We start from the raw sequence: 12,419 nt of genomic DNA on the forward strand, positions 1-12,419 counted from the left end.
TATCACCCAAGGCAACACCTGTTTGTCACGGAATTAACACGACGATCCTGAAACAGCGAAACTGATATGTCAATATCTGATACATCAGATATCAAATGATTTTTTCACCCATGACAGACAACAAAAAAAGACGGCCAAAGGCCGCCTCTACTAAGCGTATCTGATATGAAATCGGCCTATTCCGCCGCTGAATAATGCCCCTGATCCAGACTGGCCTGTGCAATATGCAGGCGCTTGTAGCGTCCGTCCTTCATGGCCAGCAGCTCGGCATGACTGCCCTGTTCGGCAATTCGCCCGCCTTCCACCACCAGAATGCGGTCGGCATTGACGATGGTTGCAAGGCGATGGGCGATCACCAGCGTCGTGCGTCCCTGCGAAAGCTCCGCGAGCGATTGCTGGATGGCGCGTTCGGTTTCCGTATCGAGCGCGGAAGTCGCTTCATCGAGGATTAGGATAGGCGGGTTCTTCAGGAAGATGCGCGCAATGGCCATGCGCTGCTTCTGCCCGCCGGAAAGCTTCACGCCACGTTCACCGATAACCGTGTCGTAACCTTCCGGCAGATTGGCGATCACGCCATCAAGTCGCGCGCGGCGCGCAGCCTCGATGATTTCCGCGTCGGTCGCATCAAGACGGCCATAGGCGATGTTTTCCCGGATCGTTCCGGCGAACAGGAACACATCCTGACTGACGATGCCGATATTCGACCGCAGAGACTTCAGGGTCATGTCGCGAATGTCGATACCGTCGGCAAGAATCGCGCCCTGCGTCACATCATAGAAGCGCGGCAGCAGCGAGCAGATCGTCGTCTTACCCGCACCGGAAGGACCAACGAAGGCAATCGTTTCACCAGCATGAATGGAAATATCGAGACCATCGACAATGGGGCGCTCGACACTGTAGCCAAAGCTCACATCGCGATATTCAATGTCGCCGGTCAGACGGGCAACGGTCTGCGCATCGGAGCGGTCTGCAATATCTGGGCGCGTGTCGAGAAACTCCGTATAACGCTGAAAACCGGCAATCCCCTTGGGATAGGTTTCGATGACCGAATTGATCTTTTCAATCGGGCGGAAGAACACATTGACCAGCAGCAGGAAGCCGACAAACCCGCCAGCCGTCAGTTCGCCGCGCACCACGAACCATGCACCTGCCAGCATCACCACGACCTGCACGAAGCGCATCGACAGATAGGACAGCGACATCGATGCCGCCATGATCTTATAGGCGGCGAGTTTGGTGGTCAGATATTTGTCGTTGCTCTCCGCGAAAAGCTGGCGTTCGTGATCTTCGTTCGTAAAGGCCTGAACGACGCGGATGCCGCCGACATTTTCCTCGATCCGGGCATTGAAATCGCCAACACGCCGGTAAAGCGCATGCCAGGTGTGCGTCATGCGCCCACCGTAGCGGGTGGTAACATAGGCCGACAGCGGAACGATGAACGCAGTGATCAGCGCCAGAGGTTCATGCACCCACAGCATCAAGATGAACGCGCCGATCAGGGTCATGATCGCAATGAAGACATCTTCGGGTCCGTGATGCGCCACTTCGCCGATCTCTTCCAGATCCTTGGTCAGCCGCGCCACAAGATGGCCCGTCTTCTGATTGTCGAAGAAGCCAAAAGAGAGTTTCTGCAGGTGATCGAAGGCCTTGCGGCGCATCTCGGTCTCGATCTTGATCCCGAGCATATGCCCCCAATAGGTCACGATGACCTGCAGGAAGGCATTGACGACATAAATGGCGAGCAGACCGACCGCAGCAACGGCGATCACGCCAAGCTGACCCGTCGGCAGCAGCTTGTCGATGAAAAGCGTAACCGCGACCGGAAAGGCAAGCTCAAGCAAGCCAGATGCCACCGCACTGGAAAAATCCAGCGCGAACAGCCCGCGATGCGGACGATAATATCCGGCAAAGCGTTTCAGCAATCCAGCCATGGCGGGGCTCCCTCGAGATTATTCACAGGGTGCCTAACTCATTCATCTCCCTATTAAAAGGGTAATTTGACCAAAGAGTTCAAGATTTGAATGCTTCTGCTGTCATTTGTCCGGAATTTCGCTAACCGGAATGTTTTTCCTATGAAGACTTCGTCATAATACGATCGTGGAAAATCATTCCCATAACCATCATCGCAACAAACAGCCAGACCTGCGGCAGCCCCATGGAAAGTGCGGACACGACAGGACCGGGACAGAACCCCGCCAGTCCCCAGCCCGCGCCGAAGATGGCAGAACCTATAATCAGCCGCCGGTCGATTTCGGTCTTTTCCGGCAGATGGAAAGACTGGTCCAGCACGGGCCGCACCATGCGCCGCTGCAGCATTACGCCGGGGATAGCCACCAGGAGAGCGCCGCCCAGCACGAAGGCAAGGCTCGGGTCCCAATGGCCGCTGGTAACATTCAGGAAGCCCGTCACGCGCGACGGATCGATCATGCCGGATAGAGACAGTCCGAAGCCGAAAATCGCACCTGCAAGTAGCGTCATGGCGAGACGCGCATATGCCGACTGTTTCATAGCAATGCTCCCGAAATGCTGGCCACCAGAATGCCGGTTAAGAGAAAGGTGAGCGTTGCGGCTATCGAACGCTTGGAAAACCGCGCCATACCAAGAATGCCGTGGCCGGATGTGCAGCCCGACCCCATGCGGGTGCCGATACCGACCAGAAGCCCTGCAACAACGATAACAGGCCATGACATGGCCATCGTCACCGGTGGAAAGGAACCGTAAATCGCTGCATAGATAACCGGTCCGAGAACGAGGCCGATGACAAAGACCGCATTGGCCGGTATCTGTTTGCCACCCAGAAGCCACCCGACAATGCCGCTGATACCGGCGATGCGTCCGTTGAACACGAGAAGCAGGACTGCGGAAAGGCCAAGCAGCATGCCGCCCGCCAGCGATTGCAGATAAGTTGCGATCATGACCGGGCCTCCGGTGCGCAGAAAATGCCGTAGAGTGCCTCGATCAGTTGTGCGGCCTTGGCTTCCGTCAGTCGATAGAAAATCTGCTTCGCTTCGCGACGGGTTTCCACGATGCCTGCTTCACGCAGCACGCCCAACTGCTGCGACAGCGTTGGCTGGTGAATGCCAAGCGCTTCCTCCAGCGCTCCGACCGAATATTCCCGTTCCGCAAGGGTACAAGCCAGCATGAGGCGTGCCGGATGCGACAGCGTCTTGAGGAGTTCGGCAACTTCGGTTGCCCGCCCCTCCATTTCCGCCCGCGTCATCTTGTTTTCATGGACGGGCGCGCCGCCCGAAATCAAATCCATATCGTCACCTCATCATCAATATACAATTAAGTATAATATATATTGATTTTTGCAAGGGGATCAGATTTAAAAAGCCGCCATTCAAAACTAAACGGCGGCTTTGAGCTTAATTTTGGAGAAATGACTGAACGGCGGTCAGTTCCGTCTGGCGCAATTCGTGAGCGCCCGGATGCCAGACAAGCTGGACATCGGCTTTCTGGCGCTCGAAATAATGTGCAAGCGCTTCTGTCTGATCCGGAGGACAGATCGGGTCCATCCGCCCGGCAGTCATCAGAATTTTCGCGCCTTCGAGCGCCGGATTGTCCTTGGGCCTGAACGGCACCAGCGGATGCAGAAGTGCTGCCTTGTCGAACACTCTGCCTTTCTCGATCAGCAGGTTCGCCATGATGTTGGCGCCATTCGAATAGCCGAGCCCGATCACTTCGGACGGACTGTACTCAGCCACAAGCCTAGCAATGAAACCGGCCATCTTGTCGGTGGCGCGAGCAAGGTCTTCCATATCGTAGACGCCCTCGCCCGTGCGGCGGAAGAAGCGTGCAGCACCAAATTCCGAAACGTCACCACGCGGCGATACGATGGTCGCATCCGGCAAAAGCTGTTCCGCCAAGCCGAAAAACTGGTTCTCGTCGCCGCCGGTGCCGTGAAACACGATGAAGAGCGGTGCCCGGCTCGCACCGGCCTTCAGCCGGTGCTCATAGGTTTGGATGGTCATGTTTGATCTCCTGTCCCGACGTCTTCAGATCTTGTCCAGATGCTCTTCGAGATAGCCGCGCAGATGCTGGTGCTGTTCTGGCAGCTTCAGCGCTTCGCCAAGATGGGCCGTATCCTCGTCACGGTTGAAACCGGGTTCATTGGTGGCCACCTCGAACAGCACACCGCCTGGCGTGCGGAAGTAGATTGCCCAGAAGTAATCGCGGTCGATGACCGGCGTGACGTGATAGCCTGTATCCATCAGCGCCTTGCGCACTTCCAACTGCTTCTCGCGATTTTCGACGGCGAATGCCACGTGATGCACGGAACCGGCGCCCTGCTGGTTGCGACCGACAGCAGGCAGAGTTTCCAGATCGATGACGCCCGCACCATTGCCTTCCGGCATGATGAGACGGCTGATGCCATCTTTCACATCAACCTTTTGGTAGCCCATATATTTCAGCAGTTCGGCTGTCGCACCTTCATCGCGAAGCCGCATCGAGACCGAGTGAAAGCCACGGATGGCGTGGTCTGCATCGATCCCTTCATGCGCCCACGGCGCACGCGGGTCGTCCTTCACTTCAACCAGGGCAAAGCTATCACCGTCCGGCCCACGGATATGGATACGCTTTTCACCGAACGCCTCGTCTTCGGATTCAACCTTGACGGCGGACTGTTCGAAGCGATCCTTCCAGAAACCGAGTGAACCTTGCGGTACGGCAAAAACCGTGGTCCCCACTTCACCTGTACCGTCGCGCCCGCGCGGCATGCCGGGAAACGGGAAATAGGTCATGACGGTGCCGGGCGTACCCACTTCATCACCATAATAGAGATGATAGACACTCGGTTCATCGAAATTGACCGTCTTCTTGACGCGGCGCAGTCCCAGTACATCTGTGAAGAACCGGTTGTTGGAACGCGCATCGGCGGCAAGCGAGGTAACGTGGTGGAGGCCCTTGATCTGATTAAGCATGGCGATCTCTCCTGTTGTGTTACCGTCAATATAACCATCGGCATGATCTTTGAAATATTGACAATCATGCACAGATTGTATCGATTCCAGATACAGTCACAGGGAATGAATATTTCTATCTAGACGTAGTGCCCATTCAAAGTTTAGCTACCTGCAACAGCAACATAGAAAGGTTCCCCATGGCGTCCGGCTTGTTCGCACTTCTCGATGATGTGGCAGCCATCGCGAAAATGGCGGCAGCCTCGCTTGATGACGTTGCAGGACAGACGGCAAAGGCCAGCGCCAAGGCGGCAGGCATCGTCATCGACGATACAGCCGTCACGCCGAAATATGTCGTAGGGCTGAAGCCGGAGCGGGAGCTGCCGGTCATCTGGAAAATCACCAAAGGGTCGCTGCGCAACAAGCTCATCTTCCTGCTGCCGCTGGCGCTCATTCTCGGCTATTTCGCCCCCTCTTTCATCATGCCGCTTTTGATGATCGGCGGTGTTTACCTGGCCTTCGAAGGGACCGAAAAACTGGTGGAGTTCTTCATCCCGCACAAGGAAGAGGAACATGAGGAGAGCAAGGGCGCGACGCCTAAGGAGATCGAGCAAACGACCGTCAACGGTGCGATCCGCACGGACTTCATCCTGTCTGCCGAAATCATGGCGCTGACGCTGGCGGGACTTGCCCCGTCAAGCATCTATACGCAGGCGGCCATCCTCGCCGCCGTTGGCATATTGATCACCTTCGCCGTTTATGGCGTGGTCGGTATCATCGTGAAGCTCGATGATATGGGCGTTGCGCTTGTGCGCAACAGCCATACGGCTTTTGGCAGGCAGCTCGGCAAGGGGCTGGTTGCGGGCATGCCCATCATATTGAAGGTTCTAAGCACTGTCGGCACCATCGCCATGCTCTGGGTCGGCGGCAGCATCATCGTTCATGGACTGGATTCAATCGGCATCCACAGCGTTGAAGCCTTCATCCATTCCATCGTCTCGCACCTGCCAACCGAAGGCACCCGGTTTTCAGCCGCCTTCGAATGGGTCGCCACATCTTTCCTGCAGGCCGTGCTTGCCGTCCTGATCGGCATTGTCGTGGTGATAGCCGTCAACATCTTCAAGTCGTTAAAGGCCAAGGCCTGACTTCAGGCCAGATAGCGCTTGAACCATTCGATGGTTCGATCCCATGCGAGCTTCGCCGCCGCTTCGTCGTAACGCGGTGTGGAATCGTTATGGAAGCCGTGATTGACGCCCGGATAGATGTAAGCCTCGTAAGTCTTGCCGTTCTTTTTCAAAGCCTCCTCATAGGCGGGCCAGCCTTCATTAATGCGCGTGTCGAGTTCGGCATAGTGCAACAGGATAGGCGCTTTGATGCGCGGCACTTCATCCGCCGGGGCTTGCCTGCCATAAAAGGGTACGGCTGCTGCCAACTCTGGAAAGGCAGCCGCCGCCGCATTGGCAACACCACCGCCATAGCAGAAGCCGGTAATGCCAACTTTTCCGGTTGTCAGATCACTTTTCATCATGAAATCGACCGCCGCAAAGAAGTCGTTCATCAGCTTGGTCGGATCGACCTGCTGCTGCAATTCGCGGCCCTTGTCGTCATTGCCCGGATAACCACCAACCGAAGTGAGGCCATCAGGCGCAAGCGCAATGAAACCTGCCTTTGCAACGCGGCGGGCAACGTCTTCGATATAGGGATTGAGACCCCGATTTTCATGCACCACCACGACGGCTGGCAGCTTGCCCTGCAGCTTGGCCGGCCGCACCAGATAAGCACGGACCTCACCATTTCCTTCCGGTGAGGGATAAGTGATGTATTCGGGATGGATATCGGGATCGGTGAATTCGACCTGCTGCGCCATCGCATAATCGGGACTGAGCGATGCCAGTATGGTTGTTGCCGTCATGGTGCCGACCGCAAATTTCGCGGCCCGGTCCAGAAACTCGCGTTTGGTTATCCGGCCATGGGCGTAGAAATCATAAAGTTCGAGAAGTTCTTGCGGGAAATCCTTCGCCGTCAGACGTGTCATGGTCAGCCCTTCCTCTCAAAGAAGGGTAGTTTAGCACAAGGCGAAACAGCGTAAACGCCGGATGTCCCGCACCCCGAAAGGTGCGGGACCGGAACAATCAGCGATAGACGATACCGCCATCCGTCAGGATGGCCTGACCGGTGATGTAGTCGGAATCCGGACTGGAAAGAAACGACACAAGTGCCGCCACATCGTCCGGCGTCTGGGCGCGGCCAAGCGCGATCCCTTCCACATATTTCTTGTAGGTCTCACCTTTCGGCGCACCGGTGATTTCCGAGAAACGCTCGTCGATCTCAACCCACATATCGGTGCCGACAATGCCGGGGCAATAGGCGTTCACCGTGATCCCGGCGCTCGCATATTCCTTGGCCGCAGCCTGGGTCAGCGCGCGCACGGCGAATTTGGTCGCGGAATAGACGCCCAGCATCGCAAATCCGTCGTGGCCCGCAATGGAAGAGGCATTGATGATCTTGCCCTTCTGCTTGCGCGCCTTGAACTTGGCCGCAGCCGCCTGAATGCCCCACAGAACGCCATCGACATTGATGCGGAAAATCCGTTCGACTTCTTCAGGCTTGACGTCGGCGATTGGCTGAACTTGCGCAATACCGGCATTGTTGACGATGACATCGAAACCGCCAAGCGTCTTCTCTGCATGGTCAATCGCGGCGTAAACATCGTCACGCTTGCTGACATCTGCGGAAAAAGTGGATGCCTTGCGACCCAGCGCTTCGACTTCCTGCTTGACCGCATCAAGCTTGTCGGCCTTCAGGTCGACCAGTGCGATATCGAAACCGTCCCTGGCCAGCCGCAACGCAATGCCGCGCCCAATGCCCTGTGCCGCGCCCGTAACAAGAGCAACCTTACCGCTTGCCGACATGATTCATCCTTTCCTGCGTGATTGGTGAATGACAACGCAACGCATCCCACAAGCGATATGGAACACGCGCCTGCCCCATCAACCCATATCCGGGCCGGATTTCATTGATTGCGATCAACTTTACTAAATTAGCTTGTCTATTGAAGTATCAGCTTCCGTCTGCTGCTTGCAGCAATCCCAGCGCGAGCTTGCGCGCCTCGGCGGAAATATCCGGATTGAAAATCAGCCAATACCCCTTGTCGCTTGTCTGCGACACCTCGCAGGCATGGACAAGCTGTCCGCGCTGCACGGCCCCGTCGATCAGCCCTGCCCAGCCGAGCGCCACACCCTGATCGGCAATGGCTGCCTCGATCACCAGATTATAGGTGTTGAAGACCAGCCCGTAATTGCCGTCCTCAATGTCCTCACCGATAGCACCGAGCCATGACTGCCACGTGAACCAGCGATCGCCCTGCAGTGTATCGAGATGCAGCAGCGAGGCCGCACCGAGCCGTTTCCCATCCGGAAACGGACCATGCGCAGCAAGATAGGCCGGGGAACAGACCGGCACTACCTTTTCGCCGATGAAGGCGATGGCATCCTTCGGAAAATCCTCCCGACCGCCGAACAGGATCGAAATATCAGCGTCACGACGGTCGAGCGGCTGAAGCATGGATGATGCCGTGATGCGGACATCCACCTCCGGATGTTTGGGGCGAAACTGCGCGACGCGCGGCATCAGCCAGAACGTCGCGAAGCCATAGTCGGTCGCGATCCGCAGTCCCGGCGCGCGCTGGCGGCGTTTTATCTGCTGCACGGCCTCCTCGATTCCATCGAGACCGGAGCGCACGGCCTCATAAAGAATGCGGCCCTCCGGCAATATCTCGACGCCACGCGCCCGCCGGGCGAACAATGCAACGCCCAGGCGCTCCTCGATGCGCTTTATCTGATAGCTGACCGCCGGTTGCGTCATGCCGAGTTCGCGCGCTGCAAGGGTCAGATTTTCCAATCGTCCCACCGCTTCGAAAACGCCAAGACTGCCAAGGTCCCAGGATGGAGAAACCATAAATATTCTCTATAGCTTCGATAAAAAATGAATGGGTTTTTCCTTAGCCTAAATGATGTTCTCCTTAAAGTAGGAATACGAGACATAACCGGTTTTAATTAATCAGAGGGGTCATCAAATGGGCTATTTGAAGATTGCGGCACTGGCTTTCACGGCACTGGCGGGGCTTTCGGGAACGGCATCCGCTGCCGATCCCGCGGCTTGCGAAACCATTCGGCTGTCCGATCCGGGCTGGACCGACATCACCTCCACCAACTCCGTCGCCAGCGTGCTGCTGGATGGTCTCGGATATAAGCCCGACGTGAAAACCATGTCCGTGCCGATCGGCTATGAGGCGCTCAAGACCGGTAATCTTGACGTCTTCCTCGGCAACTGGATGCCCGCACAGCAGAAGTTCCGCGACGATCTCGACAAGGCGAAGGCCGCCGAAGTCATCGTCAAAAACCTTGAAGGAGCGAAGTTCACGCTGGCCGTCCCGGATTATGTGGCAAGCGAAGGCGTAAAGGACTTTGCCGACCTTGCCGCCCATGCAGACAAATTCGGCAAGGAGATTTACGGCATCGAGCCGGGTGCCCCTGCCAACCAGAACATCCAGAAGATCATCGAGGACCAGAAATTCAAGCTCGACGGCTGGAAGCTGGTGGAATCGAGCGAGCAGGCCATGCTCGCGCAGGTGGACCGCAAGAACAAGGACAAGGCTTGGGTCGTGTTCCTGGCCTGGGCGCCGCATCCGATGAACAACAAGCTCAAGATCGAGTATCTCGCGGGCGGCGATGACTATTTCGGCCCGAATTTCGGCGGCGCGGAAGTTTACACGCTTGGCCGCACCGGCTGGGCCGCACAGTGCCCGAATGCCGCAACGTTCTTCAAGAACCTCACTTTCACCGTCGATATCGAGAACGAGCTCATGGGCAAGATTCTGGATGAAGGCATGGAAGGCCCTGCAGCCGCCAAGGAATGGCTGAAGGCGCATCCGGAACAGATCGACAAGTGGCTTGCGGGCGTCACCACCTTCAAGGGTGAACCGGGCGCGGAAGCCGTCAAGGCAAGCCTCGGTCTCTGACCGCTAACAACGAGACTTAAAAGGCGGGCGTTCCAGCGCCCGCCGTTTCGCGTTCCCACACTTGCCAACGGTCCTGCACAATGAAAAAGCCGAATATCCTCGTTCTCATGGTCGACCAACTTAACGGCACCTTCTTCCCGGATGGCCCGGCCGAATTCCTGCATGTCCCAAATCTGAGAAAACTGGCCCAACGCTCAATCCGTTTTGCAAATTGCTACACGGCAAGCCCGCTTTGCGCACCGGCGCGCGCGTCGTTCATGTCGGGCCAGTTGCCGTTTCGGACCGGTGTTTATGACAATGCAGCAGAATTTTCGTCTGAAATCCCGACCTATGCGCATCACCTTCGCAATGCCGGCTACCAGACAGCACTTTCCGGCAAGATGCACTTCGTCGGGCCAGATCAACTGCACGGCTTCGAACAGCGCCTCACCACCGACATATATCCGGCCGATTTCGGCTGGACGCCAGATTATCGCAAGCCCGGCGAGCGCATCGACTGGTGGTATCACAATCTCGGTTCGATCACCGGAGCGGGTTCCGCCGAAATCACCAATCAGCTCGAATATGACGATGAGGTTGCCTATCAGGCCGAAGCAAAGCTCTACGACCTTGCGCGCGGCCACGACGAGCGGCCATGGTGCCTGACAGTCAGCTTCACTCATCCGCACGATCCCTACGTGGCGCGCAAGCGCTTCTTCGATCTCTATGCGGACATTCCCGAACTTGATCCCAAAATCGCGCCGCTGGCTGAAAGCGAGATCGACCCGCATACGGAACGCCTGTTGCGGGCCTGCAAGTCAGAGGATTACGACCTGACCCGTGAACAGGTTCGCACGGCACGGCAAGCCTATTTCGCCAATATCTCCTATGTGGATGAAAAGATCGGCACCCTGCTTGACGTGATCGAACGCTGCGGGATGGCGGAGGACACGAATGTCGTCTTCACCTCCGATCACGGCGATATGCTCGGCGAACGCGGCCTGTGGTTCAAGATGAGCTTCTTCGATGGCTCTGCTCGCGTGCCATTGATGATCGCCGCACCGCAATTGCAGGCGGGCCGCGTGGATGCGCCCGTCTCGACGCTCGACGTTTTACCCACACTGGCCGACCTTGCCGGGATCGACCTCAAGGGCATCATGCCGTGGACCGACGGCGTTTCACTGACAGGTATTGCATCAGGTTCCGCCAAACGCGGACCGGTTCCGGTCGAATATGCCGCCGAGGGCACCATAGCACCGATGATCTCGCTGCGTGATGGCGACTGGAAGCTCAACCTTTGCCGCGCCGACCCGCCACAATTGTTCAACCTTGCCGACGATCCGGACGAGCTGCACAATCTGGCGGAAAAACCGGAATTCAAAGCGGCTCTGGATGATCTTTTGGCCAAGGCGGAAAAGCGCTGGAACCTGGACCGCTACGATGCCGATATCCGGGCCAGTCAGGCGCGCCGTCACGTCGTTTATCCGGCATTGCGCAACGGCGCCTATTATCCATGGGACTACCAGCCGCTGCAAAAGGCGTCCGAGCGCTATATGCGCAACCACATGGACCTGAACGTGCTGGAAGAAAACCAGCGCTTTCCGCGCTGATTAGCAAAGTGGGGCCTCACAGCCCCGCCTGTTCAAATTCTTACTGTTCGGAAAATTCCAGAACCGTGCCGCTGGCATTTTCCGGCAGCACGGCGATGCCCGCAGATGTCTTCACGTGGGAAATTCCGTTGGTATCGAGAACGCCGCGCGCCTTATCCAGCGAAGCGACCCGGATGCGCAGAACGGCGAAAGCCTTGCCCGGTATCCGGGCAAAATCCACACCGGGATAGATTGCAGCGGCTTTCTCCTCACTCACAACCCATATGTCTGCCGAACGTGAGCCTGTCGAAACCTTCCAGCCACCATCCTGTGCCTCTGCCTTGCCATTGGCGTACAGGCGGGCAAAACCATTGGCAGCAGCTTCCGGATTGGATGAGATGGCAACAATGGCGGAAAGGCCATTTGCACCATTTGCATGTTCGATCAGTTCCGGTAGCCAGACCGTTTCGCGGGTCTTGTGCTGGCACATGAAGACCATACCTTGCGGCACTTCACTTTCCGCGAAAGACACAGTTTCAAAAGCCGCGACACCCTCGCCACCGCCCGGCAGTTCTACGGGACGCTGAAACGCACCAACCTCGCCTGTCTTGATACCAAGTGCGTCCAGTTCCGCCTTGGCATCGCGCGCATTGTCGATGCGGCAGGCAATGGCATGGAGGCCTTCGCCCTGCGCTGCCAGTTTCTCACGCTGATGCAGATTGCCCGGCGTCTCGGCGACGATGCCGAGCAGCTCGAAATAATCTTCCGGAAACATGATGGTGTAGTTGCCGGTACCCTTTTCCTTGCTGTGGAGGCCACGTGGGCTCAGCGTAAATCCGAAACGGCGATATTGTTCGGCACTTTTCTCCAGATCGCCGACCAGCAGGAAAATATGATCGACGCCTTTGACCGGATGAGACATACAAA

Annotated in this window: 13 protein-coding genes; 3 read left to right on the forward strand and 10 right to left on the reverse strand. The window is 57.0% G+C overall.

Annotation, left to right across the window (positions count from 1 at the left end; translation table 11 throughout):
* Window positions 1-176: 176 nt before the first annotated feature.
* The 6 genes from ACYSN1_RS16805 to ACYSN1_RS16830 all read right to left on the reverse strand — a co-directional run bounded on the left by ACYSN1_RS16805 (window position 177) and on the right by ACYSN1_RS16830 (window position 4,925).
* Window positions 177-1,931 carry an ABC transporter ATP-binding protein gene (locus ACYSN1_RS16805; protein WP_461726736.1) on the reverse strand — a complete coding sequence of 585 codons (1,755 nt, stop codon included), beginning with the start codon at window positions 1,929-1,931 and terminating at the stop codon, window positions 177-179.
* A 139-nt stretch (window positions 1,932-2,070) separates the two neighbouring features.
* Window positions 2,071-2,508, reverse strand: a complete 438-nt coding sequence (locus ACYSN1_RS16810) for a DUF6691 family protein (RefSeq protein WP_461726737.1) — start codon at window positions 2,506-2,508, stop codon at window positions 2,071-2,073.
* Window positions 2,505-2,915 (reverse strand): YeeE/YedE family protein, encoded by a 411-nt coding sequence (locus ACYSN1_RS16815; RefSeq protein WP_461726738.1) that lies wholly within the window; start codon window positions 2,913-2,915, stop codon window positions 2,505-2,507. Before ACYSN1_RS16815 ends, ACYSN1_RS16810 begins: the two co-directional genes overlap by 4 nt.
* The gene (gene bigR / locus ACYSN1_RS16820; protein WP_461726739.1) at window positions 2,912-3,262 is read right to left on the reverse strand and encodes a sulfite-sensing transcriptional repressor BigR; all 351 of its coding nucleotides are present in this window, start codon (window positions 3,260-3,262) and stop codon (window positions 2,912-2,914) included. The genes ACYSN1_RS16815 and bigR overlap by 4 nt, the downstream gene beginning before the upstream one ends.
* Before the next feature lie 106 nt (window positions 3,263-3,368).
* Window positions 3,369-3,974: an alpha/beta hydrolase gene (locus tag ACYSN1_RS16825; RefSeq protein ID WP_461726740.1), complete on the reverse strand. Its 606-nt coding sequence runs from the start codon at window positions 3,972-3,974 to the stop codon at window positions 3,369-3,371.
* Window positions 3,975-3,998: 24 nt separating this feature from the next.
* Window positions 3,999-4,925 carry a VOC family protein gene (locus ACYSN1_RS16830; protein ID WP_461726741.1) on the reverse strand — a complete coding sequence of 309 codons (927 nt, stop codon included), beginning with the start codon at window positions 4,923-4,925 and terminating at the stop codon, window positions 3,999-4,001.
* Window positions 4,926-5,104: 179 nt separating this feature from the next.
* Here ACYSN1_RS16830 and ACYSN1_RS16835 point away from each other — a divergent pair, with 179 nt between their 5' ends.
* Window positions 5,105-6,049, forward strand: coding sequence for a DUF808 domain-containing protein (locus ACYSN1_RS16835; RefSeq protein WP_461726742.1), 945 nt, complete (start codon window positions 5,105-5,107; stop codon window positions 6,047-6,049).
* Window positions 6,050-6,051: 2 nt separating this feature from the next.
* On the opposite strand, the gene yghX is transcribed toward ACYSN1_RS16835, so the two are convergent.
* From yghX to ACYSN1_RS16850, 3 genes are all read right to left on the reverse strand, one after another.
* A complete protein-coding gene (gene yghX, locus ACYSN1_RS16840) occupies window positions 6,052-6,939 on the reverse strand; it encodes a YghX family hydrolase (RefSeq protein ID WP_461726743.1) in 888 nt (295 codons plus the stop codon).
* Window positions 6,940-7,036: 97 nt separating this feature from the next.
* The gene (locus ACYSN1_RS16845; protein ID WP_461726744.1) at window positions 7,037-7,816 is read right to left on the reverse strand and encodes an acetoin reductase; all 780 of its coding nucleotides are present in this window, start codon (window positions 7,814-7,816) and stop codon (window positions 7,037-7,039) included.
* A gap of 148 nt (window positions 7,817-7,964) precedes the next feature.
* Window positions 7,965-8,861 (reverse strand): LysR substrate-binding domain-containing protein, encoded by an 897-nt coding sequence (locus ACYSN1_RS16850; protein ID WP_461726745.1) that lies wholly within the window; start codon window positions 8,859-8,861, stop codon window positions 7,965-7,967.
* A gap of 118 nt (window positions 8,862-8,979) precedes the next feature.
* On the opposite strand from ACYSN1_RS16850, the gene choX reads away from it, so the two are divergent.
* Together choX and betC are read left to right on the forward strand one after the other, a co-directional pair.
* Entirely contained in the window at window positions 8,980-9,924 is a 945-nt protein-coding gene (gene choX / locus ACYSN1_RS16855) for a choline ABC transporter substrate-binding protein (protein ID WP_461726746.1), read from the forward strand.
* A gap of 80 nt (window positions 9,925-10,004) precedes the next feature.
* Window positions 10,005-11,513 carry a choline-sulfatase gene (betC, locus tag ACYSN1_RS16860; protein WP_461726747.1) on the forward strand — a complete coding sequence of 503 codons (1,509 nt, stop codon included), beginning with the start codon at window positions 10,005-10,007 and terminating at the stop codon, window positions 11,511-11,513.
* 40 nt (window positions 11,514-11,553) lie between these two features.
* On the opposite strand, the gene ACYSN1_RS16865 is transcribed toward betC, so the two are convergent.
* On the reverse strand, window positions 11,554-12,414 hold the full coding sequence (locus ACYSN1_RS16865) for a VOC family protein (RefSeq protein ID WP_461726748.1): 861 nt from the start codon (window positions 12,412-12,414) through the stop codon (window positions 11,554-11,556).
* Window positions 12,415-12,419 lie beyond the last annotated feature (5 nt).

Source organism: Brucella sp. LJL56 (assembly GCF_054871705.1).

What these genes read in the sequence shown, in the direction of transcription:
- ACYSN1_RS16825 (WP_461726740.1), bottom strand. Translation starts at nt 3,974, where the DNA reads ATGACCATCCAAACCTATGAGCACCGGCTGAAGGCCGGTGCGAGCCGG.
- ACYSN1_RS16835 (WP_461726742.1), top strand. Translation starts at nt 5,105, where the DNA reads ATGGCGTCCGGCTTGTTCGCACTTCTCGATGATGTGGCAGCCATCGCG.
- ACYSN1_RS16830 (WP_461726741.1), bottom strand. Translation starts at nt 4,925, where the DNA reads ATGCTTAATCAGATCAAGGGCCTCCACCACGTTACCTCGCTTGCCGCC.
- ACYSN1_RS16810 (WP_461726737.1), bottom strand. Translation starts at nt 2,508, where the DNA reads ATGAAACAGTCGGCATATGCGCGTCTCGCCATGACGCTACTTGCAGGT.
- bigR (WP_461726739.1), bottom strand. Translation starts at nt 3,262, where the DNA reads ATGGATTTGATTTCGGGCGGCGCGCCCGTCCATGAAAACAAGATGACG.
- ACYSN1_RS16815 (WP_461726738.1), bottom strand. Translation starts at nt 2,915, where the DNA reads ATGATCGCAACTTATCTGCAATCGCTGGCGGGCGGCATGCTGCTTGGC.
- betC (WP_461726747.1), top strand. Translation starts at nt 10,005, where the DNA reads ATGAAAAAGCCGAATATCCTCGTTCTCATGGTCGACCAACTTAACGGC.
- ACYSN1_RS16850 (WP_461726745.1), bottom strand. Translation starts at nt 8,861, where the DNA reads ATGGTTTCTCCATCCTGGGACCTTGGCAGTCTTGGCGTTTTCGAAGCG.
- ACYSN1_RS16845 (WP_461726744.1), bottom strand. Translation starts at nt 7,816, where the DNA reads ATGTCGGCAAGCGGTAAGGTTGCTCTTGTTACGGGCGCGGCACAGGGC.
- ACYSN1_RS16805 (WP_461726736.1), bottom strand. Translation starts at nt 1,931, where the DNA reads ATGGCTGGATTGCTGAAACGCTTTGCCGGATATTATCGTCCGCATCGC.
- yghX (WP_461726743.1), bottom strand. Translation starts at nt 6,939, where the DNA reads ATGACACGTCTGACGGCGAAGGATTTCCCGCAAGAACTTCTCGAACTT.
- ACYSN1_RS16865 (WP_461726748.1), bottom strand. Translation starts at nt 12,414, where the DNA reads ATGTCTCATCCGGTCAAAGGCGTCGATCATATTTTCCTGCTGGTCGGC.
- choX (WP_461726746.1), top strand. Translation starts at nt 8,980, where the DNA reads ATGGGCTATTTGAAGATTGCGGCACTGGCTTTCACGGCACTGGCGGGG.